Origin of the sequence: Bradyrhizobium sp. CCBAU 21365 (assembly GCF_015291305.1) — a bacterium.
GTDB classification, from domain to species: domain Bacteria; phylum Pseudomonadota; class Alphaproteobacteria; order Rhizobiales; family Xanthobacteraceae; genus Bradyrhizobium; species Bradyrhizobium elkanii.
Genome location: NZ_CP030036.1, coordinates 2,620,548 through 2,646,786 on the forward strand (window position 1 = coordinate 2,620,548; position 26,239 = coordinate 2,646,786).

Below are 26,239 nucleotides of genomic sequence, written 5' to 3' on the forward strand. Positions count from 1 at the left end.
TACAATCCAAGCGAAGGATGTGCTTGAGCCGTCGCTCGTGATCACCTACTCGAAATGAGGTCCAGCATGAGCCATGCGGCCGGGGACCGCTCCGAAGTGTCGATAGTGACAGAAAAAGAACGAGAGTTGGCGCGGTGCAGGCAGGAAATAGCGCGTCTCAAGAATCTGGTAGTGCAGCTTTCTCAGCTCGTCTTGCGGCACGTCGCGGAAAGTAGCGAGGACCGGAAGCCGCAATCCAGGTGAATCGCTTGGGCGTGTGATCATATGTGACAGAGGACGGCAACTAGACGATTTCCGCTGTGATCCGCAGCGCGGCGGCCCCAGGGGGAGGGGGAGCGGCCCCGCCTTGTTTCCCCGAGGCGGGGCCGCTCAATTTCCGGTCGAACTTTTTCGTGGAACGAAGCGCCCGAGCTAATGCGCGTCGCGTGGCCTGATAGCCGAAACTCTCCATAAGCCGAAACCGGTGACTACAGTCCGGCGAAGGGACGCCTTATTCGTGCCGCCGCTAAACGTCTGCGTTGGGCCAAGTCATCAGCTTCAATTGAGTCCGGCCCGTGAGGCGTCGAACCGGTGCAGGTTGTGCATCGATCGGAAACTAGATCCAAACTGCGCATATGCGCGGCGCTCGCTTTAGACCGATGGCGGTTTGCGGACACCGAGCTGCTCGATGACGCGCTTTGATATGTCTGCTGGATCGCCAACCCCGCTTGTGCCAATCTCGATGACCTTCTTTGCGACGATTTCGGCGATAGGGTCGTCTCGATCAACCAAGCGGAGCGAGCGCATTGTCCGAGCATACGCTGACCGCAGACATTCAATTTGTTCCGGCGGCAGCTTGCTGCCTTGGAGCAATCGATCGATCGAGATTGATCCCCGTCCTACCTCCATGGGGACGCTAACTTTGATATCTTGCACTAAGATACGTCAGAACGCGGTCGGGTTAGTCTCGCTATAGCCACCTTTGTCGTCCCACCTATAAACGACGTAGTCGAGCTGCTTGATGTCGCCCTTGGCGTCGTATTGCAGTGTGCCGATCACAGTGTCCCAAGAGCCCGCTTTAATCGTGTCCATCACCTGTTTCGGATCTACGGTGCCAACTTTCGTTGCGGCTTGCGTCCAGACCTGCACCGCAGCGTAGGTATATAGCGTGTAGCCCTCGGGGTCGATATTCTTGGCTCTGAACTTATCGACGATCGCAGCCGCCGTCGTCTTCTTGCGTGGGTCGGGCCCGAAAGTGAAGAGCGTACCTGCTCCAGCTGCGCCGGTAATCGAAGCATATTCCTTATCAGCCAACGCGTCACCCGACATCAGGACGGTCTTGAGGCCCTGATCGCGCATCTGGCGCAAGATAAGGCCCGCTTCTTGGTGATAGCCGCCGACATAGACGAGGTCGATATTGTCACGCTTCAGTCGCGAGACAATCGCATTGAAATCCTTGTCGCCCTTATTGTAGGACTCGTACATCTTTTCAATGACACCGGCCTTATTGAGTGCCTTCTTCGTCTCGTCGGCAAGTCCCTTTCCATACGTTGTCTTGTCATTCAGAATCGCGATGTTCTTGCCGTTGAATTGCTTCGCGATATACTGGGCGGCAACCTGGCCCTGCTGGTCGTCACGGCCGCAGACGCGCGCCACGTTCCATAGCTTGCGTTCGGTGAATAGCGGGTTGGTCGAAGCCGGCGTGATCTGCAGCACACCGCCATCCGCATAGGCTTCCGAGGCCGGGATCGATGACGAAGAGCAAAAGTGCCCAGCAACGAACGGGATCCTGGCGGCAGCGACCTTTTCCGCTACCGATCGCGCCTGCTTGGGATCGCAGGCATCGTCCTCGATGTCGAGGGCTAGCTTCTTGCCGAGTACGCCGCCGGAAGCGTTGATCTGCTCCACCGCCATCTCGGCGCCGTTCTTCATTTGCCGACCGAAGGCGGACTCGCCCCCGGTTATCGGTCCAGCGACGGCGATGGTGATTTCCTCAGCCAATGCCGCGGTGAATAGCACAATCGATGCTCCAAGTGCAAAGCCGATTAGCTTAAGTGATTTCATGGGGAGTCCTCACAGGGGTGAACGCGGCGGCGAGCAAGCTTGAGCAGAGCAAGGCGACCGCGCGGCGGTCAGTGGCAGGAAGCAGCCCGAGATAAAGTGACGGTCGCGCATCGAACCGTTCGATTGCGCCGCTATGTGAGAGCAGGAGTCTACCTTGACTTGATGAGACAACGGTTCGTACTGCAGGAATATACAACGGTTCGGGAGCTATCGGCAGACAGCCCATCGCTGCGCGTCCAATCTCATACCGCCCGCTAGCTCAACGAACAGGGCTATCTTAGTTGGAGACTAGCTGAATCGGGTGTTTATGAAAGAGATAGATCGGTCCGTAACGTACAGGCTCGTCGCGTCAGAAGCGTCGTCGCTTGAGCCACGCGGTCGATCGAGCCGAAACGAGAGACGGTCGTTCAGCTCGTGCGCGATCATCGTCTTTCGAGACGCAGAAACACTTGATGCTCGACGGCGTGATCGCCTTGATAACACGCGCAAGGCAACCAGCGCGGTTTCAAATGAAGGCAAAGACGAGCAGGCTCGAGCAGAGTAGTGCGAAGCTGGTCGCGGTCAGCACAAGGAGGCTACCGGAGACAAGATCATGATTGCCCATGAAGCGCACCCTCGATTGCAGCTAAGGAGAGACGCGCAGCAGCAGCTCGTCTCTTTGAGCTTCGACAGCAAATTATGCGATTCTGGTTGCGCTATTTCCGCGTCGTCCGGGTGAATGCTGCATTTTTGCGGCATTATTCAGCGGTATTCTGTTGAAGTTCGGCGTAAGAAGTGGGGCGGATGGAGGCTCGAAACGTCAGAAATAGACAGCTCTTATGCGGCGAGCGTCGAATGGTGATTTGGCGCCCGGGGCGAAGCTGAGGGCCCACCATCCAAGGAAGCGCCGCCGACGGCAGGCGAGCACAACGTATTGCTAGACTAGCTTGGTGACGCGACCATCGGGAGATGTACGGCTGGCCAACAGCAAAGCCACCGTACGCGAGTAGGCGCGTCGAACAAGAGCTTACAAAGCCCGAGCGTTTCATTGCGCTTGACGGAAATCGTCGCGCGATTATCGCTTAGTCGGCCTGACGCCTTCGTCGATTTTCGCGAGGGCAAGGCAAGGAGCGTCCAGCTAGGCGCCTTTCGTGTGATGAAGTGTTGATTGCTGCGTTCCGGCCCCTGCCAGCAGGCTGGGTCACTTGATTGGGCGGAGTGGCCGGCTACGTAATGCCTTCGTCGGGGTTGCGATCTCCCCTCGCATTTCGCCAGCTGCGTACTCGGTCGCATCGTCGTTCGAGTGTACCGAGCCGAACGGCCTTTCCAGCATACGACGGACCCGTATCGGCGCGGGGCCGACGTGGAAATGAATTGCCCGCTGCTCTAGTATACGTTCCGACCGCGTCGAGCGGTTCCGCCAACGCAAGTAGTCGAGCCAGGTCGGGCAATGATAGCGCTCGGTCCACATTTCCGGATCGGCAATGTCGCGCGCGATCGACCAGCCGTAGGCGCCGTTGCGCTGGCGAGACAATTGCACATCTTGCATAACACTATGAAACGCTCTGGCATTCTCCTGTGCAACGCGGTATTCGATCTCCACGACGAGCGGGCCGCTGCGTCCGGTCAAGGCGAGCCGTACCTCGGGGTCGGCGAGCGGCTCAGGCTCCTCACCCCGCGCTCCGATGCGGGGCATGGGCAGCCAGCGGCCGATGAGTGGTGAGGCAAGCATTAGGGCGGCCGATACCAGCAGCGCCGTTTCGACGCCGGCCGCGTCGGTCAGACGGCCCCAACCCCAGCTGCCGACGGCAATCCCGCCTGAGCTCGCCGCCTGATAGGCTGCAAGCGAGCGTCCGGCCACCCAGCGCGGCGCCGACAGCTGCACCCCAATGTTGAATACCGCCCACACCATCATCCATACGGCTCCCGCCAGGACGAGCGCCGCCGCGGTCAATACGGGCTCGTGACTGAGCGCAACCGCGGCCATCGCCGCGCCCATGGACAGCGCACAGGCGCGGATCGCGGCCTCGCCGCTCAATCGCTTGCGCAGCTCGGTGATATTCAGTGCACCGACCACCGCACCCAGGCCAAAAGCGCCAAGCATGATGCCGTAGGTCTGCGCGTCGCCATGCAAGAGATCGCGCGCCACCAGCGGCATCAGAGCGGTGATCGCACCGCCAATGATGCCGGTTACCAGGCTACGGATCAGCACAATCTTGATCGACGGCGAATTGCTGATATAGCGTACGCCAGAAACCATCGCGCGGCTCAATCTTTCAGGCGGCAGGCGTGAGGGTGCGCTGATGCGTTTCCAAAGCAACAAAGCGATAATCAGCGGCACATACAGCAACGTGTTGAGCGCGAAAGCGGCCACTGCACCCGCGGTTGCCACCACGACTCCGCCGATTGCCGGACCTATGCTCCGCGCGATATTGTAGCTGATGCCGTTCAGAGCGATCGCCGCAGGCAGCTGTGCTTCCAGGGGAACTTGTTCGCTAACCGACGATTGCCAGGCCGGTCCCATCAACGCCATGCCACTGCCGACAACGAGGCATAGCATGAGCAAGAGGTTTGGGGTGGCCAAGCCAAGCCAGGCAATCACCGTCAACCCGGTCGCTCCGGCGAGCGCCAATCCAATGGAGACCAGCGCCACGATGCGGCGGTCATACATATCCGCGATCGCCCCGGCTGGCATCGAAATCAGCATCACTGGCAGTAACAGCGCGGTCTGCACCAACGCGACTTTGTCGGCCGACGACGTCATCTGCGTCATGGCCCAGGCTGCGCCAACACCTTGAATCAGGATACCGACATTGGACAGGAGGCTCGCGAGCCAGATGCGCCTGAAGGTCGCGTGCCGCAGCGGCGCCGTGATGCCGTCGGCGCTACGTGTCTGGGCTTGAGGTGAATCGGTCATATCAGCTCGTGATAATCTACCATGATTTGATCTTGCTAGGGATCACAAGGGTGTTCCTGGCGCGATATCGCGTCAGATCCTGGCATGGTCGTGAAATGAGATGCTTCGATCGCGTTTGGTTGACAGTGATCTACTGCTTCTGTCGCCTTGCGCCTGATAGCAAAGGCAGCGGCGCAGAAAACAGGAACAGTCACCATCGCCGGTGCTGCAATCTCCTATCGCAGTAGGATCGCTTTCTAATCGTGATCGGATGACTTAAAGCCTGCCTCATACCTATTCGCTCCAGCACGCTGGTTGTATGCTCTTGTTGAGAGGTTGTGCTCGCTGGCAGATGCCCAGTTTTGTACGAGGCGGACAATGCGCGAGACCTCTAAGCGGGACACGGTCTGCATTGCGAGAAGCTGAACTAGCTCCCAGGAACCGCATCTCCATCTCGCGGGATTCTTTTGGGGCGGCGCATCAGTCAGCCTCTAAGAGAGGTCCGCCCGGATGATTTAGACGCGAAATGCCGAGTTCATTGCTGCAGCTGCATCCGCTTTTCGCGAGGGGCTGATGACCGCATTGCTGCGCTAGTGTGCCACGGCGGCATTTAGACCAGGCGCGGGATCTTAGGCTGGGTCATGATGTCAAAACCTGCTCGGGATGGTCAATTCTCGGGTGAAGGTGCACGTGAGACGCTCGGGGGATAGGAAACGAGCTGGTTCGTCCCTTGCGTACTGAGTTCGTTCGAGCGCAGCCGAAGGGAATCGAGGTATTCATTGCCGGCATGGCAGACGGACATGGCAGAGCCGCTCTAGATCATCGGGGACGACAGATGAGCAGTGGAAGAGCGATGCGCAAGCAGGAGACTGTGCGCCTCAAAGCGCATGTCGTGAAGATTTAAGATAACGTCACGTGACATAGCAATAAGGGCTGGGAGTGACCGGAATTGCTACAGCAGAATTCCAGGCCCGGAGGGCGCCAGAAATGACATTGTCATGAGATCATTCGCTTTTCAGCGGTTTTGGCCGAACAAGACTGGGGCGACCTCCATCGAGTACGGTCTGATCGCGGTGGCGGTCTCCGTTGCACTTATCCTTGCGCTCAACGGTCTTCGTGCAAACTATAACGCTGATTGCAGTGCTGTGCCTGCGCGCAGCGTTTCGACCGGCGAGTTCGACAAGATGGATCTCGCACGCGAACCCGGCACAGGCAAGCAACAGAACTTCGAAAAGGCCTCCGCTGGATCCTTGGGCCGATGATGTGAAGTCGATGGAATAAGAAACGCGACCGGTGTTATGAGCTCGATAGAAATCTCGTCCCATGCCATTGGAAGAGGCCCCTTCGCCGCCGACCCTCCAGCTCCTCGTAAGTGGCTAGTTCACAGCCTGCGCGGCCCCGCGCAACCATTCTGCAAGCCGGAGCAGTGATGTCCCGATTCGAAAAGCTTGCCATCTTTATCGACGGTCCCAACCTCCACGCTACCTGCAAGGCGCTTGGTTTCGAGATCGACTACAAGCGCCTGCTTGAGGAGTATCGGAGGGCGGGCCGGTTGCTGCGGGCATTCTACTACACGGCGACTGCCGAGGATCAGGAGTATTCGTCGATCCGTCCGCTCATCGATTGGCTCGACTATAATGGCTACACCGTCGTCACGAAGGCAACCAAGGAATTCCTTGACGCCAGCGGTCGGCGTAAAGTGAAGGGTAACATGAACATCGAGCTTGCGGTCGATGCCATGGAACTCGCGGGGCATATCGACCAGATGATCCTGTTCTCTGGTGACGGCGACCTCCGTTCCTTGGTCGAGGCCGTGCAGCGCCGCGGCGTCAGTGTCACCGTCATCTCCACCAATACGATCCAGCCGCCGATGATCGAAGACGAGCTTCGGCGGCAGGCAGACGACTTTATTGAACTAGCACAGTTGAAGCCGAAATTGGGCCGCGATCCGACCGAACGGCTCGGGCCCGCGACGGGGGCTGGCAAGCGAGAGTCAGCCAGCGCGGAATAGCGCATATGGTGATGCGGGGACGACAAGTGGCCATGATACCCGGCAGTCCCGCCGGCGCCATCCGACAGCACGACCATCACATGATGGCTTGCTCCTGCCAGGGGCGTCTCGCGCCTGTTATGGTGTTCTAGACGCCGATGCCATCCTCTCTCGCAACGGTCGGCTCCAACAGCGCTTGTTGCTTGTAACGCGGTGCGCTCTCGGCAGCGCGACGTCCGGCGTCCTCAGGTGGGTCTGACGATAGCTTCGGCCGCATCTCGCACCGGCTGACACGGTGCGCTGGACCGGTGGTTGGATTGTCGTAGTTCGCTCCCAAGCCGCATCAGGCTGCACCGCAGCCACAGCCCTTCCTGCTTCTCGTGCGTGCTACGCCGAAACAATGTTTCAGCATATGCCCGCATGCGGAATCGGTAAAGCAGTCGGTAGAAATGACTGGCCATATCCTGCTCTTGGTCCATTTCGCCAACGAGAAGCTTTTCATGCCATCATTGTCTTCAGTTAGCGCGATGTTTGAATGCAATTTTGGCCCAGCTCACGCATGAAACCGGCCTTGAAGTGCCTCTCTTGATGAATTTTCATCGCCCGGATCGTGGTTCACGAGATAAAGCCGCAGTGAGCAAATTTGATCTCCGCCATTCAAACTTGGCTATGAGTGAGTCTTGACGACGAAGATCAAGTCGATGTCGTGCAGCACTTAGCGTCATCTACGATCAAATCGCCGTGCTAGGATGCCGCGAGAATTCGTGCAAGCCGCCATAAAAGCATCTAGCAGGATGTGAAGACTTTCAACGTCTGCTAACAACCTATCCGATTCTTCGCGCTCTGTTGTGCCGAGCGCATAAGATGCGCAAAGTCGCCTGGCGTGGTTGACCCTTTCGCGGCCGTTTGCGGCTCGCTTTTCGGCAAACTCAAGCTGCGTGGGATCATGACGGAGCTTGTCCAACTCGCCGAGCAGCAACTTCGTGACCGTTTGTCGCTCATAGTTGGTGATATCCGCGCTGTAGAGCACGCTGAGATAGCGATCGATGTTGGCGCGTGCGACGTACCGGTACATGTCGCCGGTCCCCTGTGTCCGGGGCGGTCCCTAGGTAAGAGCCCATTGTACCGTCCAACGGCATCGAGCACTAGCAATTGTCACTGCTTGCGCCCGCCATTGCGGCACGGCTCGACCGTTGCGTTCGATTATCATGGCGCGGATGGTTCAGAACGTGCCCTTGTGGTGCGCGTCGACGATGATAGCGCGCACGCCCGTTTCGCACGAAACCCGTGCCGGTTTTGAGGTCGATGCACTCCCGGCACCGGCGCGCTTTCTAGCCGTGATCGGCAACCGGGAAGCGGGGCAAAAACAAACACCGCCAGACATCAGGTATCGAATTGCGCCGCTCCGTTGGGTGGCGCAGACTCTTGGCGTCGACCGTCGGGTTAACATCCGCACGTAGGCCATGCGCGGCGGCCAAGCTGGCTCATTCCTTCTTCCGCGGCTAAGCGCGTATCTGTGCGCACATCGTAGTCGGCCGCAAATCGTTTCTCCCGGAGTGGTCGTACCAGCCTGATCGCCTCCTAGCATAGGCCATGCGCTTTACGAGCTCCGACTTCCGTCTCGTTGTCGAATTCGGCATAGACCACGACGTCGATATCGTTGTCGAACTGGTCGATCTTGCGATTGCGAGCGATCTCGAGCCGACGTGCATGTGGGATTGTTGTGAAAACCGGCAGGAGCATGATGGTCCGAAGCTTGTTTGCAAGTCGGTTAGACAATTATCGTTAGGTTGTCACGCCGCAGCGCGTCATGAAGGTCCATGGTTTGAAGCGCTGGAATTGACAATGGTGTCGCGAGTGCTCCGGTACGGAACGTGCGCTCCTGATACGATCAGATCATGCTCCCTGAGCAAACGCGCTCCGATTGTCCGTTTTGTACAAAGTTTGCGCGCGCATGAGGAAGCACAATCTGCCACATAGCTAGATGAGGGCGGAATGGCCCGCACCGCCACTGGTTCACTCTCTCGGCGGACGTTGGGTGAGGGAGCCTGCTTGCAAGTCAAAGATGTACGATTAGTCGCGCCGCTGAGCGATCTTGGTGCGTTTGGTCGCGACGGCCAAAAGCGGGATTCGGCCGAGCAGGAGGCTTGTTCGCCGGAGGGCAGTCCATTACCGATGGACTTTAGGTGCCGTGCTTCTCGGCCAGCGGCGCTTCGATTTGCTTGCAAATTGTCGTGCGTCGATGACATGACTCAAGCTGAGATCCGTGCCACGAAGACTCGGTCGGTAGCGCGCTGCCGCGGGCGGTAGGAAATTCGATCAATGAATACGCCGCTTGATGGCTATGTCTCGGCCCTAAAAGCCTTGAATGAAGACGATCGGCTCCGTGGCCTGAAGCCGCGCAAAGGGACCGATTTTGCTTCAAACGACTATCTGGCGCTGGCGAGTGCGCCCCGTATGAAGAAGGCGTTGTTCACCGCGCTCGATGCCGGAACGCCGATCGGAGCCGGTGGGTCACGGCTCCTGCGCGGAAATTGTGAGGAGCACGAAGCTCTCGAAGCGGATGCGGCGCGGTTCTTCCGAACGGAGACAGCACTGTTCTTCGGCGGCGGTTACATCGCAAATTTTGCCGTTCTGACAACGCTGCCGCAGGAAGGCGATTTGCTTGTTCTCGACGCGCTCGTGCATGCTAGCATTCATGAAGGCGCACGAGCGAGCCGAGCCGAGTTCCGGATAAGCGCCCATAATGACCCCCAGTCGATCGAAGACACGATTGGCGACTGGCGCGCCAGGGGCGGAAAGGGACGCGTCTGGATCGTGGTAGAAAGCCTCTACAGTATGGACGGAGACTTCGCACCGCTTACAGATCTGGTCGCAATCGCCGAGCGCCATGAAGCGTTTCTGGTCGTGGATGAGGCACATGCCACAGGTGTTTACGGCGAGCAGGGACGGGGCCTTACTGCGCCCTATGAAGGGCGCGAAAATCTCTTAGTGATCCACACCTGCGGCAAGGCGCTGGGCGCGGCGGGTGCCCTTGTCACGGCTTCCGGCGTATTGCGCGACTTCATGGTCAATCGGTGCCGTCCATTCATTTTCGCTACCGCTCCGTCACCCCTAATGGCCGTCGCGGTGCGAGAGGCAATCTTAATCCTGCAGGAGGAACCCGACCGGCAACGGCATCTGATCGATTTGATCGACTTTGCACATCGGCAGTTCGCTGTGTGCGGTCGCGCGAGCTCTTCGAATTCACAAATCGTTCCTTATGTTGTGGGCGACAACGCCCGTGCGATGCGGCTCGCTTCTGCGCTACAGGCGCGCGGCTTTGATATCCGCGGGATACGGCCGCCAACGGTGCCTGTGGGAACGGCACGGTTGCGGATCTCGCTGACACTTAACGTCGGGCAAGATGATGTATCCGACATGATCGATGCGTTGGTCGAGGAGACCTGGGGCGACGTGCAGTGAGGCCGCGCAGGATGACCAGGCTGATGTCGGGATCGGCAAAACGGTCTTCACAGGTGCTTGCCGACGCACCCGCTTCGGAATTCAAATTGGCAAGGCGCACCCGCGCAGAGCTACTACAGCTCGTTGGACAAGTTCTCAGGACGTCCATCAATCCTTGAGTGCCAGGCTCGACGGATGTAGGCGACGCGCAGAAGAATATTCTGCGTTCCAGCCCGTGATCGCAACTGTCGCGCGCGCGAAAATTGCCGGTTTATTGCGGATCCAAAGTATGGTCTTACAGTTTCAGCGATGCTGCGTTTCCGAGATTGGCGGTCGCTTCGTTGGCTGATGCAGGAGAGACCGTCAGATGCCGTCGCGAGCAACAGTGTTCCTCACATCAGCAGGCTGGACCGCCGTCGTGATCCTAATTCTGCTGTATGTGATCTTCAGCCCGATCTGAGTCGGGGGGCTTAACGGAACGATCTCTATCGGTTCCAAAACGGATGATCGGGCGAGGATATGAAATTTGTCCGGTGTCGCCGAGCCCCGCTTCGATCCCGACATCCATCGCAGCGTATTTCTGCGGCTTCAGCCAACTGTGTTGACCAGTGCATTGACGGAAGGCATTGACCCTGTTCGGTCGCGGCATGAATTGTGTGGGTGCTGGCCGCGCGTTGCCAACACAAGTACGTAGAGTAAGAGGAGGATAAAGAGCCCGCGCATACAAAGTGGTGTCCTGTCCCGAAGCTGTATGTCAATTGTGCAGCGGATCACATCCGGTGCATCTACCGATGGACGGGTGAGTTTTGCGGAACGCAACCGAAGCCGTGCTGGGCGGTTCAAACGACTGCGAAAGTGCAGGTCAGTTCAGTAGATCGACCCTGCCGGTGTCGAGCCGGTACAGACCCCCGACGACCTCTAGTCTGTTCTGCTCAACTGCCGCGTTCAGAACCGGGCCCGCCGATTTAAGTTTCTCGACGTTATCGATTACGTTTTGCCGGGTGGCATTGGCGAACGCATCACCGGGTTGCTGGCGCGATTTCCGAACGGCAGGCGCAAGCGCAGTGACGAGGGATGGAATATGCCCCGGCGCCGGCTTGTCGTCGTTGAGCGACTTGATCGTGGCGTCTATCGCGCCACAATGATCGTGACCGAGTACTAAAATCAACGGTGTATTTAGCACAGCGACCGCGTATTCCATGCTCGCGATCGTGACATCGTTGGCAAAATTGCCGGCGAGGCGGCAGACAAACAGGTCACCAAGTCCGCTGTCAAAAGCAAGTTCAGGCGCTATGCGAGAATCGGCGCAGCTCAGAACCGCCGCATATGGATTTTGTCCATCGACTAAAACCTGACGCGCGCGCTTGAAATCGTCGCCTCGTGATGCGCCCTGGACAAATCGGTCATTACCTTCGATCAGCCGCCTGAGCGCAGCATCCGGCGAGAGCAGATTGTCCGGCTTGGGCAGCTGTTTTGCTTCCTTCGCATTAACGATGTTGTCGCCGAGCCGCATGCCAACCGCCGAAAACGCGAACAGCGACAGCAATAGCGACCGGCGCGACGGCTTGATCATCGGCGAGCAAGACATATTAGGGGAACGGTCTGCGTGCATGTGTCGCCTCATCGCGCCGCTTTACGCCATCCATTGGCTTCAGCCTCCGCTTCGCTGCAGAACCATCGATCACCCAGCTTCTTCGTCATATCGATTTGTCCGTAACCAAGTTGCCCGGGCATGTGATAAATGCGCTCGCCCCCGCGGCCCAGCGTGCCCTTTATCAGACATTCGGGTGAGGGCGGGTCGGATAGCAAAGCGGATCCGAGCAGGAGTTCCTGAGTGTCGATCGGTATCGAGCTCGCGCCGACAACGATCGTCCCCTTGTTGCGGCGACGCCAGTCCCAAGGAGCGATGAACGCCCCCGACCATAGGCCCGCATAGGCATTGCTCGCTACAACCTCATAGATAATGTAGGTGTGAGGATCGGATGATAGTGCCCAGCCCGAGCTTATCATCCATGCGTTCACGTCCTCGCCCGCGATAAAGCAGCTGCCGAGTGACCGGCCGTACTTATCCACCCCTGTGGTATGACAATCCCACGTTCGTCCATTCGAATGCCTGATAAGCTCATCGCGAGCAGCTATGCCGCAAGCCCATTTCTGGCCGTGGGCGTCGAGGCAGATCTGATCCGTCTCTGGCGCCTCGATACCCGAAAGCCGAATTTTGGTTTGCTCGATCTCAATGGTATTGCCATCGACGATGCGCGGAGGGCCGCTGAGTTTCGCTGCGCAAGCCGGAGACGTGATGATGGCGAGCAATGCGGTTATCATCGCGCGACGTTTCATCCCGACAGCCTTTCGCTCTTGGTCCGTGCGCTCAGAAACACGTGCAATCCGGCGTCGCCGCATTCGACTGCTTGATCGCACCATGTCGGTTACTTGGCCTGTGCTGCATCATTCGATGTTTGGTTGGTGGAAGCTCGATTGTGATTGCCAACCTACGGCCTGACGTAACGTGAGATTCAAGCGATTTCTTGTGTGAGTTGCGATGGGCTTCCGGCCTCGATCGTCTCTCTCAGTTGGCGCACACCGCACCGTGCTTAAGATCATCGGGCACAGCGTCGAACTCGGTGCATAAAAAAGCAACTGAGTGCTCCCGGAAAGAGAAAGCAATCAAAGTAAATGAACATGGCTTGCAACGCGTTCGCGAGCGCCATCGTACGGCGCACGATCGTTCGATGTAGATTCGTCGATGTGCCAGACATCGGGCGCGACCGTTAGAGCATGCTGTCTTTACACAGAGCGTAGCCCGAAGTTTTGAGGTAGTTGGTGCACTCTTCCTCGGAAGAGATTGAGGAGTTCACCAACCTTTCGCCAGGCGGCCTCGACATCACGAGGCGCAGCTCGCATGAGGTGTTTGAGTTTGGTGAAGACCTGCTCGATCGGATTGAGGTCAGGGCTATAGGGCGGCAGGAAGATGCGGTGGGCGCCTCTGGCGCCGATAGCTTGGCAAGTCGCTTTTCCTTTGTGGCTGCCATAGTTGTCGAGAACAAAGATCTAGCCAGGTGCGAGGGTAGGGGCCAACACGTTCTCGACGTACAGCGTGAAGAGCTCACCATTGATGGGGCCAGCGCGCTGATCCGATCGTGACGCAGCGTCGCGATGAAGGTCATGGTCTTCCAATGGCCGAAACGTGCAGATGCTTGGAGGCGCTGCCCACAAGGCCTCCAGCCGCGTAGCGGCGCCATATTGGTCTTGATCCACGTCTTGTCGATGAAAACCAGCCGCGCGACATTGATCCTGCCTTGGTGCGCTTTCCAGCAGGTCCGCTTACGGGCGACGTCTGGGCGATCCTGCTCGGCTGGCAGAAGCGTTTTTTTGAAGCTGAGCTCCTCGGCGAGAACAACAGTCCACACCGCCCGCACGCCTGTTTTGATCCCCGTGCAGTCAGCTCCCAGCTTGCGCAAGGTGAATGGCCCCGAGCGAATGCGTTCGCGCAGCCAGTAGGCGTTGGTATCCGACAGAACCCGCTTCTTATGACGGCCGATCTAACCGGGGCCAGGCCCCCGATATCCCGTCTCAGATTCTTCCAATTCGTCACGCAGGGACGGGCTGATCTGTAGCGCCTCCGCAATCGAACGAACCGTCTCGCCCGCGTCAGCCCGCGCCATGGCTCATTCGCGGATGTCTTCCGAATGGGGGCGCGTCATCCATGCTGGCCTCCGCCTCCAGCATGGAGGTCGAATCAGAAATCCCACCCGAGGGGAATCCCGATTCCAGAAAACAACAAGCTCCTAGTCAGCTTACGGTCAGTTTCGCCTGGCTACTTTGGCGCGGCCCAAAGCGCCTCAAATCAATAAGAAACCCTCTTGCCTTAGGAGTACGGATCCTCATGTACGGTCGAATTGGTGGGTATTATGAAGCAGTTACGTGGGCATCCCACGACGAACACGCGGATGACAGAGATTTCGAGGGCAGGTTCGCTAACATGCACCTGTCCGCAGCGGAGCCGACCTCCTCTTCTGCAGCGCCAACGTATTCCCTCGTGACCAAGCCTCCGATAGAGCCGATCGACAAGGATACGTTTCGCAGAGAAGCAAAGATCTTCCAAAATGATCATGAAATAATGCGCATCGCCGAGAATCCGCGGGAGTACTCGCGTTTCGTATCGACACGAGCCAAGAACGTCAGAGAGGCTGCGGAGGACTACGGCTCGACCAGAGATTCGGAGGAAGCGCGATACTACAGCTATAATCTTGGAAACAAAACTGTCGCACTGCTGCGGACGGAAGGCGGATACAGCATGAACGAATTCCACGACGACAGGTGGCGAGAACTGTTTCCCGGGCGAGAACACATCACCTCCGTCGTCGATCTTCAGCTTGCCCATCCCTTGGTGGAGAACGCAGGCGATATTCTACTCGAATATCAGCTTCGGCGAGATGCGCGAGAAGGCGAGCAACCGTTGCTTAAATGGTATCCACTTAACGAAGAATCGAAAGCTCGCGCGGCGAAGTTAGGTTTCGTAGAGGTCGACGATTGCAATATGGTACTTGATCCTACTCAGCATCCTGACAAATGGACAACGAATAGCGCAGGTGAATGGCAGCGCGCCAACAAACCTGAACGATATCTCGCTAAAGTAGACGACGGCGAGCGTCGTAATACCCATGTAGCAAGCTCCGGATACGCGTACGAGGATGACTTTATGTGACTTTAACCGTGAGCGTCACGAGAGGAGCACTGGTGCCCGGGCTTGACTTGCGCGGAATGCTCTGGATAGCCCGGTCGGGATGATTGACGCTGCCGGCGCGCGGTGATGGGGTGATCCCGGTTTGGAGCGGGTAACGGGGATCAGAATGACCAGCGAGTCGCAGCTGCGCGAGAAGCTTCGGAAGATCGAGGCGTTGTTCGCGGGTGCAGGAACTGCTGGTGAGCGCTTGGCAGCGGAAGCCGCGCTGCAGCGGGTGCGTGCCCGGGTCGAGGAGCTCGCTCGCCACGATCCACCGATCGAGCAACAATTATCACTTCCTGACCAATGGTCGCGGCAGCTGTTTCTGGCACTTTGCCGCCGATACGGGCTGCGGCCGTTTCGTTACCGCCGCCAGCGACGCAACACGGTGATGATCCGCGCGTCACGGGGCTTCGTTGACAAGGTTCTGCTGCCGGAGTTCACCGAGCTGGAGAGGGCGCTGCAAGTCTATCTGCACGAGGTGACGCTGCGCGTGATCCGCGAAGAGATTTATGACGACACCAGCGACGCGCAGGAAGTTCCCGACGCCCTCCCGTCAAATTGATCAGGCAGCGAGCTTTGTCTCCAGAGCATCGCGCTCGGCCTTCCATGTCCACGGCAGCAATGTGTGCAGCTGATTGATCTTGGTGCGTCCGGAGACGATGCGCTCGAGAACGTCGGTCAGATAATGCCGTGGGTCGATATCTTGCAGCTTTGCCGAGTTGATGAGCGACGCGAGAATGGCCCATGTCTCGGCGCCGCCTTCGCTGCCCGCGAACAAATGGTTCTTCTTTCCAAGCCCTATCGGCTTGATGGTGCGCTCGACCGTATTGTTGTCTATTTCAATGCGTCCGTCATCGATGAAGCGCGTCAGGCCTTCCCAATGGTTTAGGGTGTAGCGGATGGCCTTGCCAAGGCCAGACTTCTTCGAGACTTCCAGCAGCCGCGCCTCGAGCCAGGGCTTGAAGTCCTCGATCAGCGGTCTGGTGTCAGTTTGCCGAACCGCAGCCCGCTGCGCCGCCGGCAGACCACGGATGCGGTCTTCGACGGCATAGAACATCGCAATCCGTTGCAGCGCTTCCGCGGCAATCGGCGACTTCGTCGCGACGTGAACGTCCCAGAACTTCCGCCGCGCATGCGCAAAGCAGAATGCCAGTTGCACCAGATGGCCGCCGTTCTTGATCAGACCCTTGTAGGCGGCATAGCCGTCAACCTGCAGAATGCCCCGGTAGTCTCCGAACAGCTGTTTGGCGCGGATCGCCTTGCGATCCTCGGCGAACACGTAGACCACCGCCGGCGGTGCCGGGCCGCCCCACGGCCGGTCATCGGTGGCGATCGCCCAGAACTGGCAGATCCTGGTCCTGCCACGGCCGGGATCAAGAACCGGCAGCGGTGTCTCATCGGCAAACAGCCGCGGGAAGGAGATCACCGTGTCGCGCAACAGCGCGTGAAGCGGCCTCAGCCACCAGGCGACGCGGCCCATCCACGAAGCCAGCGTCTGACGGTCGAGCGCGATGCCCTGCGCGGCAAACATCTGTTCCTGGCGATATAACGGCAGCTGGTAACCGTATTTCATCACCGCGATGTGAGCCAGCAAGGCTTCCGTCACCATCCCGCCCTCGACCGCCTGGGCCGGCGCGGCCGCCTGCAGCACACCCTGGCGGCACCCCCGGCAGCCATAGCGTGGGCGCATGATGCGCTTGACCCGGTACTGCATCGGAACGACATCGAAGGCTTCCTTGACGGTCTCCCCGATCCTGTGCAGCCGTTCGCCACAACAAGGACAGATGTCAGTCTCGACGTCGATCACGACATCAATGCGCGGCAGATGCTCCGGAAGCCTCCCCCGGTTGCGTCGCGCCGGTTGCTTTCCACGAGCCTCGGATCTGTCGGGCAGCTTGGCCCCGGGCGCATCATCATTGCCGGCCGCAGAAGCCGCCTGCGCCGCAATGGTGAAGAGAGACTGCTGTCCGGAATCCAGTGTCTCGGAGCGGGGACCGAAGATCGTGCGCTTGTACTGCGACAGGATCACCAGGAGCTTGTCGTTCTCCTGGATCGCAGCATCGCGCTGGGCGATCGCCGCATCACGTTCGGTCGCCAGCGTGCTACATTCCGCCGACAACACCGCAAGCCGTGACGACAACGCCATCACGGTTTGCTGGAGCAATGCTGGATCAGAAGGCAAATCAATCATGCAGCGTGTTTCTACTACAGCTCTGCATGAATGACGAACTACTCTTGACGATGATCAACCAGCTCGTGTTGGTTGATCCACAACCCGCATCGGCACACGCTTCCAATCCGAACCGTCAAGCAGTACCGAGAGCTGAGCATGAGATAGCGGCATGACGCCTTCCTTGATCGGCGGCCAGGTGAACTGCCCCTCGATTCTCTTGTAGTAAAGGACAAGGCCGCTTCCGTCCCAGGTCAGAATCTTCACGCGATCTCGGCGCTTGGAGCGAAACACCCACAGCCCGCCGTCGAACGGATCGGCTCCAAACGCCTCGCTCACCAGCAGCGCCAGCGAGTCCATGCCGCGACGGAAATCGACCGGCTGCGTCGCGATCCAGATCGACAACCCAGGTCGGAGCCCGATCATCGGCCAACCGTCCCGACTGCCGCCAGCACCTCGCAGAGTGCCCGCCGGTCGACCGTTCCCACGACACGGATGCGAACCGCGCCGACCTCGATCTCAATCGCCCCCTGCTCCTCGCATACCGGCAATTTGCCGCCGCAGCCAGTAATCGTGACCGGCACAAAGCCTGGTGCCACGCCTCCATCCCTGCGCGCCGCGACCTTTGCCCGCGTTGCCTGACGACGCCAAAGAAATAACAGGCCCGGGCTGATGTCGTACCGCCGCGCCACCCCGGAAGCGCTTGCACCCGGCGCGAAACTCTCCGCAACAATCGCCGCTTTCGCATCCGTCGACCAGCGCCGTCGGCGGCCAGTCCCCGTGATGATCTCGATGCGCTGCAACGTGTTAGAGCCGTCCTCAAGGATAGCCGTATGCCTATCCTTAGCGCCATCCTTACAACTATCCTTTGACATGGTGACCTCGTGAAAAACCAATCCACGAGGTCTTCCTAGCCGACCAGATCAGCCCTCAGGGCGTGGTCACCGGATGACGCTCACCTTTAACCGGTGAGGACACGTTGACACACTTCGTCTATCTTCCCTGATTCTCGCGAACGATGGTCGTAGACTGCAGTGCGCGCCTGGGGTGCGCCTGCCTCATTTGCCGCATCCCGTGGGCTCAATCCAGCTTGAAGTGCGCTCTGGCCACACGACGAGGGCCAGAGCATGAAGCGCAATTGTTTTACGGAAGAGAAGGGGTATTCGGTGCCTACGGATTGCGCCACCGGAATTCCGCCTTCGGACTTGAGACAAGCCAGTGAAGTGCATTTCCGTGCGGCCCGCCGCGCTCATTCCGACTGAACACGAGCCAGGTTTCAACTTGCCCGGTTCCGGGGGGGGGCCATTTCCGCATCAAAGGTTTGATGCGAGATCGGTATTTGTGCGCCCTCCAATGCGCTATCTTTCAGAATACGACATGGTCGATGCGCCGGAATTGGTACGTGGTGAATCGGTGAACTTGTAGAACGCTGCCCATCCCGCCAGTTGACGGTTGGCCGGCGATCATGTCGACCGTGCTGACACTTTGATTGCCGGAAAGGCTACTGTGAGCCCGCGAACAAACACCTTCGCCTTTTCCTGGGTATCGTTGTGACGACGGACAAGCGCCCGTGCGCCCCTCGCTTGCGAATGAGGTTCCCGCGTGGCGTCAGCATGAACGTGTCCGTCGGACCGCAATGAACACATCACTCAACGCAGCGAAGCCAGGCGTCCCGCGCACCTCCACGCGGGCGCCCTGGAACTCAACCGTCACGACGGCTGCATCCCCTGATCTGGAAGGCCACGCGGCGGCCGGTAGCGCCGACTCCGACACTACCGGCACGAACGATCTGCGTGCGATCCAGCCGTCGCGGATCGGAGTTTTCCGAAAGCCGCTCGTCGGCCGCTGGCATCAGCGCCGCGAATTTGGGGCAGGGCAGGGACCTCGGGGTAATCGTGCAGACGTTGCCAGCGGTCTATCCTTTATAGACCAGCTCGAGATCGGTTCGCGGAAAGTCGTCACCCTTGTGCAGCAGTGGCGCGCGATAGGTCTTGGCGCAGGCAGAGGCGAAACAGTCGCCAAGATTGAGCTGAGCCGGATGTCGCGCGTTTCCGAACCGATCGAATGCCATGGCGGCGGTCGATATCATGCCGTCGGCAATCGCGCACACGCGGATGGATCCGGCGTCGAGAACTTTCGCACTGCCGCCTCCGCTTCCGGCGCACCCCATGCGTTGACGCGCATGAGAGCACAGATCGTTCGTATACCGCGATGGTGAGGTAAACGGCGCTTTGGCGTCCGCAATTGCCATGACGACCTCAGCCGCGTCTGGCTCGCGTAGCAAGATTACGACCAGGGCTGAGGCATCGATCATCATCAGGCATCACCGGACAGATCGTCGAAAAAATGCCTTATCGGCGGTCAGGCCGGTTTTGGGAGCGCGGGTGCGATGCGGTCGAGCAGCGGTTGCACCTCCCAGAGCGGCGTCTTTAGGCGTTCACGCTGAATTTCATGTTCGCAAGCCTCGCGAATGCAATCGAGGATCGGCTTGCCTTTGAGGGTGGCAAGTTCACGAATGATCCGGTCAGTGTCGCGGTCTTTAATGTTGTAGGCCATGGGTACCTCTGCTCAGGTATATAGGTGTCCATACTTAGGTACCTTAGCAAGGGCGCGTTTCCACGCTCTAATTGATATTACAATTATATTTGTCGCAAAATGGGTCGCGAGAGAGACGAGCCACCAATTTGCAGGTCCGGTTTCATGCAGCAACGACGAGCTCTGCGGTCGGGCCTAAATCGGGATCTGGCACCGAAGGACTGCAGGCCGTGTTCGGTCCGATCTATGCGGTCAGCCCGGTCTTCAAAAGTCTTGATGCATAGGGACCAGGCGGCGCCTCCGCACGATAGCGAGTGGCTCAGCTGCGCGAACTTTGTGGTCAGACGATCGGGTACGCCGGCGAAAGGCAGAGCGATCCAGGCTTAGCGAATTTGACAACATCGAGCGCTCCGTCGGCGCGGAGAAGGCGTCCGACCTTCGGAAGGCCATCGCGATCCAGGGGCGCAGTGGGCAGCCGTGAACTGCCGAGCTCTTGTTACAGGCTTGAAGCGGACGGCCGACTCAAAGCCGAATTTGTAACGAGAGACGGCGCCCGGCGGGTGGGGAAGAGCGAAAGAAGCATGCTTCAGATCAGGATTTACGACGCGCAAACGATCCGCGTGAGGAAATCTAGATCTTCCGTCCCAATTCTGCAGTCGATCCGACGCAGCATGGCTGCAGAACTCCTCGCCGGGGGTACTCGGGAAAGGGCCCGCCGCCATGAGGTATGCCGGCGTCGCTATCACTGCCCCGTTCCCGGGTACCCTTTTAACCGGTCTCGTCGCTGCACTCGCTCCCGCGTGCCGCCTTCGGCGTCACGCTCCTGCGGGTGCCATTGTCCGTTGAAGCGATGCGCTGCGCGCACGCCTGGTCAGAGCAGGGGCCGCAAGCATCGCTAGGCCAACTCCCCCGAAGAATGGATCTAGAGCTGGCCGCGTCGCAGATTGGCGTCCGCTCGCTGCATGTGAGCGGGGAGGGCTAACCGGCTCTCGTAAGCTGGCACGTGCGCGCCTGGTCAAGGCATCGCTTGCTTCGCGGAATGGGCCGAGAGCAACGGTACTGCCCTATGACGAGCTGCGAGAGGCTGGCGGTTTGTCGCAAAAACGTTACAGGACAAGTCAGCGCTTCCGAACGCGTGTGCTTTGCTGCTACTCCGAGGCGCTCAGCGTCAAGGAGCTGCGCCGCGATCTTGCTTTGTGTGACCATTGGCCGAGGCCTTTCGCGCCCTCTCTATTGCTTCCCGTTCACTTGGCTCTATCCGATCGAACCAGGAGCCTGGAGGATAGGCCGCGATACGCTTAGCGAAGGAAGATTGCGGCTCCCAATCTTGTCCCTCGCTCTTCTCGAAAGTGATGACGCCGTTGTGGGTAAAATAATGGGGGCCTGGGATGTTACAGTTCACCAAAAGCAGAACGCGCCACAGATCGCCCTTCTCGGTCGGCTTGGCATTGGGTTTCGACACGTAATCCACTACAACGGGTTCAATGATATGGCAGCGGCCGTGCCGCAGAAGATTGCCGAGCTTGCCTTGCGCAGTCGTCACGAAGTTGAAGTTGGCCGGATCATGCAGAAAGTGAAGATTCGCGTCCCTTTCGCCATCTGTAACCTCACTGGCGATCAACGAGAGCGCCAAGGCGCGCCAGCCCAATTCAATCGGCTTTGCATATGTCGATGCAAGTTTAATCGTCCCGTCAGTCGCGATCTTCCAAGTGATAGCGTACTGTTCGTCTGATCTGTTGTCCGGGTGCCTGGTCCATGAAAAATAAACGTACTCTGTTCGGTCAATTCCTTCAGCGACTCCCCACGATCGAGGCACAAAGTGAGCCACCTTCGAGACCTTGGAAATGATTTGTTCTATAGTCTCACCATCTTGCGCTCGCCACGTTGACTTGACCCTTTCGACAAGCGTGTGGTCGTTGGCGCGAACATTGTTGCTCGTCGCCGCCAGCCCGGCCAGGCAGATCAGCGACCGAGCGATACAGAACCAAAGCACGCGCTTTCCAGACTTTTTCTTCATTGCTTCCGGCTCATCTGGTTATCATCCACACGTCAATCCAAAGCGGCACGTCTTCCTCAGCGTGCTTTGCGCAGATCGCAAGAAGTTAGCGGCAACGTGACGCAGGCGCCTGCCGATGTCCCGCGCGAGCAGGCGCCGTCCCTCGATGTCACGCGCCGCTAACTTCAGTGGTCAGCCAAAGCCTCAATTTGCAATGCTGGACCTGCCCAGGAGGAGAAGCCTGGACATGATGAGGACTTGCATTGTTCGTGCCAGGCAATAACCGGCAGTTCGCGGCAGATTTGTGCTGTCTTTGTCGACTTACCGACCTACGCACGTTCTAATGTTACCATTCAGCCTATTCGCCACGACTTCCGTGAATGATTCTTGTCACGCACTGAATCTTCGACAGCGGGCGAATGCCTCGCTGCCAGAGTCTTGACGACAATTGGGAGCAGGTATGCCGCCATCGATCCGTGTGATCCGGGGGCGTTGCCGCTACTACGAATGTCGAGGGCGCCCCAGCCTGTTGTGCTTGGCACTTTGCGGCCTACACCAACGCGGAGCCGCCCTTCAGCGGCGGGCGATTTGGAATCGATGTTAAGGAACTTCACGGATCAAGCAGGGGACGAGACGTGGCATTCTCCGCTCGCGCAACGTTAGGGGCCGTCGTCTACCTGCTCGTCATTGCAGTCAACATTCAAGGAGCTGCGCTTCCACGCAGCCGTGTCGACCGGCAAGAGGGAAGCCTCAGGTCTTGCTAGCTTCGGCTCGAACTACTCAACACTTCCGAGAGCATCTGTCTGACGGGGCGGCTCATAAAAGGCCTTGCCATCCAGCCGAACAGACCGACAGTAAAGACGGCAGCAGCAAAGACGCCGAGGGCGCTCCAAACAGCCATTTTCATTGCGAGGGTCTCTTTTGGTTGTGGTGATTCAATATGCTTGCTTTGGCCAGTATCACCAAAACGTCGGCGTGACGCCTACCAGGATTGGCTGGTCGCACATCGACACGTCCGCTGAGCACGCTGCTGGATTAAGCGAATACCTCTTGCGCGTATTCGCCACTGATCCATGGTTATTAATGGAGAAGGGAGGGCGCATCGAAGCGTGCTCGATGAATCGTTCAAAAGCCGGGCCGCATGACAAGCGTCTTGCGCGGCGCCGTGAGCTTCTTCGTGCTGGGCGCATTCGTCTCGTGCACAGATCTGACCCGCCGCCCGACGCCAATGCGTCTCCGAGATGGTCATTCCGATATCCTATGACTGGAGATGGCTTCTACGTCGCGATCAAGCGTGGCCTCGGAGGAGCATTCGCGTAAGAGAGGTCGCAGCACCAATTTGAGAGGTTGACGGCCGAGTTCTCTTGCCGATAATCCAAGTCGTCGAGGTTCTCCGGTTTCCGTTTGATCCGGAGCTAAGAGGGAAGCCGGTGCCAATGCCGGCGCTGCCCCCGCAACTGTGAGCGGTGAGCCACTGTCCAACAAAGTCACTGAAGCCCGCGCGGCTTCGGGAAGGCCGGACGGCGGCAATGACCCGCGAGCCAGGAGACCTGCCCCGACAAAATATTCATCCACGGGCGGGGTGTCCCGGTGGTGCGCCAAGCAGCCGTCGCTCGGGCGACTTCTCCTGCCTGCGTCCGCCATGGCCTTTGCCCCCAACATGGGGTTAGCGCTATGTCTCTTCTCTCCCTTCCGGTTGCCACGCTCGGAACGCCGCGCATCGGTCCAAGACGCGAGCTCAAAGTCGCACTCGAAGGCTATTGGGCCGGAAGAATTAGTGAACAGCAGTTGCTTGAGGACGCAGCCGGCCTACGTGCCGCGAACTGGGCGCGCCAGAAGTCCCTCGGTGTCACCGTGATTCCGTCGAACGACTTCTCGTTGTACGATCAGGTGCTCGACACCAGTGTCATGGTCGGCGCCATCCCGGAAGTCTACGCCTCGAAAGCCGAGCCCGTTTCCCTCAAGACGTATTTCGCCATGGCACGCGGTTCACAATACGACGGCCGGGGTGCGAGTTGCGGCCACGGATCTCGCGGCGATGGCGCACCCGCGCAGGAGATGACCAAGTGGTTCGACACCAACTACCATTACATGGTCCCGGAATTTCATCGCGGACAGACTTTCAGGCTGTCCTCTCGCAAGCCTATCGACGAGTATGAGGAAGCCAAGGCCCTTGGCTTTCAGACTCGCCCTGTCCTGATCGGCCCGGTCACATTCCTAAAGCTAGGCAAGAGTGCTGATCCTGCGTTCCAGCCACTGTCACTCCTGGATGACCTGATACAGGTCTATATCGAGGTTCTGCAGGAATTGGCCAAACGCGGGGCAAATTGGGTTCAGTTCGACGAGCCCTGCTTGGTTCTTGATCTGGATGAGGAATCAAGACAATCCTTGCTACATGCCTATGACCGGCTCGCCAAGGAAGGGCCGGCCATCAAGATCATGGTCGCCAGCTATTTCGGTGGCCTCGGCGACAATCTTCCCACCGCCTTGCGCCTACCTGTCGCCGGGCTGCACGTCGACCTGGTTCGGGCGCCAGCGTTATTGGACCAGATCATTACCGCCAAGCGAAGTGATCTCGTCGTGTCACTCGGCGCGATAGACGGCCGCAATGTGTGGCGGACGAATTTGTCGGCACTGCGCCAACGGCTCGATCCCGCTATCGCGAAGCTGGGCAAAGATCGCATACAAATCGCTCCATCCTGTTCGCTGCTTCACGTGCCGGTCGATGTTGAACTCGAGACGGAGCTCGCTTCAGACATCAAGGGTTGGCTAGCATTCTCCGTTCAGAAGATTCGCGAGCTTGCGACCTTGGCGCGCGCTCTTGCAGGCGATCAGGATGTTGCTGGCGCTCTTGCGCAGTCGGAGCGCGTCACCACCGATCGTGGGACTTCGCCAAAGATCCGAGATGCCGATGTCGCCATCCGGATGAGAGCGATCAACCAGGCCACGCGCCGGCGCGCCAGTCCATTTGCCAGCCGTGCCGAGATCCAGCGCAAGCGCTTCAAACTACCGGCGTTTCCGACAACGACGATCGGATCGTTTCCGCAGACTGCAGAGGTTCGTAATGCCCGCGCAGCGCACGCGCGAGGCACGATGAACGACGGACAATACGACGAGTTCCTCAAGGAAGAGACTGCGCGTGCCGTACGTTGGCAGGAGGACATTGGCCTCGACGTGCTTGTGCACGGCGAGTTTGAGCGCAATGACATGGTGCAGTACTTCGGCGAACAACTCGCCGGCTTCGCATTTACCAAAAATGGCTGGGTACAATCCTATGGCTCGCGCTGTGTCCGGCCGCCGATCTTGTTTGGCGATGTCTCACGGCCGAAGCCGATCACCGTGGGGTGGTGGCGGTACGCGCAATCGCTAACCAAGAAGCCGATGAAGGCGATGTTGACCGGACCAGTGACGATCTTGAACTGGTCGTTTGTTCGCGATGATATTCCCCGAGCCGAGGTCTGTCGTCAAATTGCGCTCGCGATCCGAGACGAAGTCGGCGATCTCGAAAATGCTGGTGCAGCCATGATCCAGATCGACGAGGCTGCGCTGCGCGAAGGATTGCCGCCGCGCCGATCGGAGTGGACGGCTTATCTCGAGTGGGCCGGGGATTGCTTCCGCATCTGCTCATCGGGCGTCGCCGATCAAACCCAGATCCATACCCACATGTGCTACTCGGAATTCAACGACATCATCGATGCGATTGCTGCAATGGACGCGGATGTCATCTCGATCGAGACTTCGCGGTCGAAAATGGAGCTGCTCGACGCGTTTCGGAACTACAAATATCCAAATCAAATCGGGCCGGGTGTGTACGATATCCATTCTCCGCGCGTGCCCGAGTCGAGCGAGATGAAAGAGCTCGTGGCTTTGGCTCGAAAGCGGCTGCAGGATTCGCAACTTTGGATCAATCCGGATTGCGGTCTGAAGACGCGCAAATGGGAGGAGGTTCGCCCGGCGCTGGTGAACATGGTCTCCGCCGCCCGCGAACTACGCGCTGCATCCACTCCAGCCGACCGTTGACCTGGTCTGGTCTTTCGTCGAGAAGGCCGGTCGCCTGTCAACGATTTGCGGGCTCGATAATTGTGGGAGGCATTGGTGAGCAGAAAAAGGCCCGGCCGCCTTTAGCGGCCGGGCGGAAGTGTGTCCGGGAGGAGCGACGCTGCTAGGCAACGTGCTGACTTCCATCGGCGGAAGGAGGGCGCCGATGGTTCGATTACGGCGGGGACATCCGCCGAAATCTGACCCCAGTTAAGGCGCAAGCTCAGCGTAGCTCAATCATGCCCTGGTATGCGGCCGATATAGCCTAGATTTGAAATCTACACCAAGGTTTGTCACTTATGAGTAGTTTCGCAACGCTCTGCAGGGCCGAGAAATGTGGGGCGGTCGTGCCGGGCGATCATGGACGGGCACCAAGCGCACGTTGGTACGCTTTTCTGCCGGAAACGATGGGCTCGATC

General features: G+C 58.8%; 18 protein-coding genes, 1 pseudogene and 1 riboswitch. Of the genes and pseudogenes, 6 read left to right on the forward strand and 13 right to left on the reverse strand.

The genetic code is table 11. The annotated features are described in order from the left end of the window. Positions 1-924: 924 nt before the first annotated feature. Positions 925-2,043, reverse strand: coding sequence for a branched-chain amino acid ABC transporter substrate-binding protein (locus tag XI02_RS12035; RefSeq protein ID WP_026192388.1), 1,119 nt, complete (start codon positions 2,041-2,043; stop codon positions 925-927). 1,180 nt (positions 2,044-3,223) lie between these two features. Then, positions 3,224-4,939 (reverse strand): MFS transporter, encoded by a 1,716-nt coding sequence (locus XI02_RS12040; protein ID WP_018270225.1) that lies wholly within the window; start codon positions 4,937-4,939, stop codon positions 3,224-3,226. Between the two features lie 977 nt (positions 4,940-5,916). Here XI02_RS12040 and XI02_RS46340 point away from each other — a divergent pair. Together XI02_RS46340 and XI02_RS12050 are read left to right on the forward strand one after the other, a co-directional pair. Then, positions 5,917-6,180, forward strand: coding sequence for a Flp family type IVb pilin (locus tag XI02_RS46340; protein ID WP_016842074.1), 264 nt, complete (start codon positions 5,917-5,919; stop codon positions 6,178-6,180). A gap of 167 nt (positions 6,181-6,347) precedes the next feature. Next, on the forward strand, positions 6,348-6,929 hold the full coding sequence (locus XI02_RS12050; protein ID WP_016842073.1) for an NYN domain-containing protein: 582 nt from the start codon (positions 6,348-6,350) through the stop codon (positions 6,927-6,929). A 700-nt stretch (positions 6,930-7,629) separates the two neighbouring features. On the opposite strand, the gene XI02_RS12055 is transcribed toward XI02_RS12050, so the two are convergent. Together XI02_RS12055 and XI02_RS46345 are read right to left on the reverse strand one after the other, a co-directional pair. Beyond that, on the reverse strand, positions 7,630-7,983 hold the full coding sequence (locus XI02_RS12055) for a hypothetical protein (RefSeq protein WP_016842072.1): 354 nt from the start codon (positions 7,981-7,983) through the stop codon (positions 7,630-7,632). A 506-nt stretch (positions 7,984-8,489) separates the two neighbouring features. Then, positions 8,490-8,651, reverse strand: a complete 162-nt coding sequence (locus XI02_RS46345; protein WP_016842070.1) for a Dabb family protein — start codon at positions 8,649-8,651, stop codon at positions 8,490-8,492. A gap of 579 nt (positions 8,652-9,230) precedes the next feature. Here XI02_RS46345 and XI02_RS12065 point away from each other — a divergent pair. Next, complete coding sequence (locus tag XI02_RS12065; protein WP_016842069.1) at positions 9,231-10,373, forward strand: 8-amino-7-oxononanoate synthase; 1,143 nt, start codon at positions 9,231-9,233, stop codon at positions 10,371-10,373. A gap of 841 nt (positions 10,374-11,214) precedes the next feature. On the opposite strand, the gene XI02_RS12070 is transcribed toward XI02_RS12065, so the two are convergent. The 3 genes and pseudogenes from XI02_RS12070 to XI02_RS12080 all read right to left on the reverse strand — a co-directional run bounded on the left by XI02_RS12070 (position 11,215) and on the right by XI02_RS12080 (position 14,017). Continuing rightward, positions 11,215-11,964 carry a carbonic anhydrase gene (locus tag XI02_RS12070; RefSeq protein ID WP_233475711.1) on the reverse strand — a complete coding sequence of 250 codons (750 nt, stop codon included), beginning with the start codon at positions 11,962-11,964 and terminating at the stop codon, positions 11,215-11,217. Positions 11,965-11,972: 8 nt separating this feature from the next. After that, complete coding sequence (locus tag XI02_RS12075) at positions 11,973-12,692, reverse strand: thermonuclease family protein (RefSeq protein WP_018270226.1); 720 nt, start codon at positions 12,690-12,692, stop codon at positions 11,973-11,975. Positions 12,693-13,123: 431 nt separating this feature from the next. Continuing rightward, positions 13,124-14,017, reverse strand: a pseudogene (locus XI02_RS12080) (IS630 family transposase). 41 nt (positions 14,018-14,058) lie between these two features. Here XI02_RS12080 and XI02_RS12085 point away from each other — a divergent pair. Together XI02_RS12085 and XI02_RS12090 are read left to right on the forward strand one after the other, a co-directional pair. Further along, positions 14,059-15,060, forward strand: a complete 1,002-nt coding sequence (locus XI02_RS12085; protein WP_276325455.1) for an effector protein NopP — start codon at positions 14,059-14,061, stop codon at positions 15,058-15,060. A gap of 145 nt (positions 15,061-15,205) precedes the next feature. Continuing rightward, positions 15,206-15,643: a hypothetical protein gene (locus XI02_RS12090; RefSeq protein WP_018270227.1), complete on the forward strand. Its 438-nt coding sequence runs from the start codon at positions 15,206-15,208 to the stop codon at positions 15,641-15,643. Here XI02_RS12090 and XI02_RS12095 read toward each other — a convergent pair whose 3' ends face one another. From XI02_RS12095 to XI02_RS12120, 6 genes are all read right to left on the reverse strand, one after another. Next, the gene (locus XI02_RS12095; protein WP_018270228.1) at positions 15,644-17,227 is read right to left on the reverse strand and encodes an IS66 family transposase; all 1,584 of its coding nucleotides are present in this window, start codon (positions 17,225-17,227) and stop codon (positions 15,644-15,646) included. A gap of 99 nt (positions 17,228-17,326) precedes the next feature. After that, on the reverse strand, positions 17,327-17,677 hold the full coding sequence (gene tnpB / locus XI02_RS12100) for an IS66 family insertion sequence element accessory protein TnpB (protein WP_026192390.1): 351 nt from the start codon (positions 17,675-17,677) through the stop codon (positions 17,327-17,329). Continuing rightward, entirely contained in the window at positions 17,674-18,054 is a 381-nt protein-coding gene (locus tag XI02_RS46350) for a transposase (RefSeq protein ID WP_157183433.1), read from the reverse strand. The genes tnpB and XI02_RS46350 overlap by 4 nt, the downstream gene beginning before the upstream one ends. 1,112 nt (positions 18,055-19,166) lie before the next feature. Further along, the gene (locus XI02_RS12110; RefSeq protein ID WP_016841992.1) at positions 19,167-19,568 is read right to left on the reverse strand and encodes a type II toxin-antitoxin system VapC family toxin; all 402 of its coding nucleotides are present in this window, start codon (positions 19,566-19,568) and stop codon (positions 19,167-19,169) included. Positions 19,569-19,612: 44 nt separating this feature from the next. Continuing rightward, on the reverse strand, positions 19,613-19,807 hold the full coding sequence (locus tag XI02_RS12115) for a type II toxin-antitoxin system VapB family antitoxin (protein WP_016841991.1): 195 nt from the start codon (positions 19,805-19,807) through the stop codon (positions 19,613-19,615). A gap of 1,147 nt (positions 19,808-20,954) precedes the next feature. Continuing rightward, positions 20,955-21,803 carry a hypothetical protein gene (locus XI02_RS12120; RefSeq protein WP_016841977.1) on the reverse strand — a complete coding sequence of 283 codons (849 nt, stop codon included), beginning with the start codon at positions 21,801-21,803 and terminating at the stop codon, positions 20,955-20,957. A 1,348-nt stretch (positions 21,804-23,151) separates the two neighbouring features. Beyond that, a riboswitch (cobalamin riboswitch) is annotated at positions 23,152-23,355 on the forward strand. Between the two features lie 101 nt (positions 23,356-23,456). On the opposite strand from XI02_RS12120, the gene metE reads away from it, so the two are divergent. Continuing rightward, positions 23,457-25,802 carry a 5-methyltetrahydropteroyltriglutamate--homocysteine S-methyltransferase gene (gene metE / locus XI02_RS12125; protein ID WP_018270234.1) on the forward strand — a complete coding sequence of 782 codons (2,346 nt, stop codon included), beginning with the start codon at positions 23,457-23,459 and terminating at the stop codon, positions 25,800-25,802. The last annotated feature ends 437 nt before the right edge of the window (positions 25,803-26,239 follow it).

Bases quoted from the DNA above. Each gene is read 5' to 3' on its own strand.
- XI02_RS12090 (WP_018270227.1), top strand. From the start codon at position 15,206: ATGACCAGCGAGTCGCAGCTGCGCGAGAAGCTTCGGAAGATCGAGGCG.
- XI02_RS12095 (WP_018270228.1), bottom strand. From the start codon at position 17,227: ATGGCGTTGTCGTCACGGCTTGCGGTGTTGTCGGCGGAATGTAGCACG.
- XI02_RS12040 (WP_018270225.1), bottom strand. From the start codon at position 4,939: ATGACCGATTCACCTCAAGCCCAGACACGTAGCGCCGACGGCATCACG.
- XI02_RS12115 (WP_016841991.1), bottom strand. From the start codon at position 19,807: ATGGCCTACAACATTAAAGACCGCGACACTGACCGGATCATTCGTGAA.
- XI02_RS12035 (WP_026192388.1), bottom strand. From the start codon at position 2,043: ATGAAATCACTTAAGCTAATCGGCTTTGCACTTGGAGCATCGATTGTG.
- XI02_RS12070 (WP_233475711.1), bottom strand. From the start codon at position 11,964: ATGCACGCAGACCGTTCCCCTAATATGTCTTGCTCGCCGATGATCAAG.
- XI02_RS12055 (WP_016842072.1), bottom strand. From the start codon at position 7,983: ATGTACCGGTACGTCGCACGCGCCAACATCGATCGCTATCTCAGCGTG.
- XI02_RS12050 (WP_016842073.1), top strand. From the start codon at position 6,348: ATGTCCCGATTCGAAAAGCTTGCCATCTTTATCGACGGTCCCAACCTC.
- metE (WP_018270234.1), top strand. From the start codon at position 23,457: ATGTCTCTTCTCTCCCTTCCGGTTGCCACGCTCGGAACGCCGCGCATC.
- XI02_RS12120 (WP_016841977.1), bottom strand. From the start codon at position 21,803: ATGAAGAAAAAGTCTGGAAAGCGCGTGCTTTGGTTCTGTATCGCTCGG.
- XI02_RS12085 (WP_276325455.1), top strand. From the start codon at position 14,059: ATGCTGGCCTCCGCCTCCAGCATGGAGGTCGAATCAGAAATCCCACCC.
- XI02_RS12075 (WP_018270226.1), bottom strand. From the start codon at position 12,692: ATGAAACGTCGCGCGATGATAACCGCATTGCTCGCCATCATCACGTCT.
- tnpB (WP_026192390.1), bottom strand. From the start codon at position 17,677: ATGATCGGGCTCCGACCTGGGTTGTCGATCTGGATCGCGACGCAGCCG.
- XI02_RS12110 (WP_016841992.1), bottom strand. From the start codon at position 19,568: ATGATGATCGATGCCTCAGCCCTGGTCGTAATCTTGCTACGCGAGCCA.
- XI02_RS46340 (WP_016842074.1), top strand. From the start codon at position 5,917: ATGAGATCATTCGCTTTTCAGCGGTTTTGGCCGAACAAGACTGGGGCG.
- XI02_RS12065 (WP_016842069.1), top strand. From the start codon at position 9,231: ATGAATACGCCGCTTGATGGCTATGTCTCGGCCCTAAAAGCCTTGAAT.
- XI02_RS46345 (WP_016842070.1), bottom strand. From the start codon at position 8,651: ATGCTCCTGCCGGTTTTCACAACAATCCCACATGCACGTCGGCTCGAG.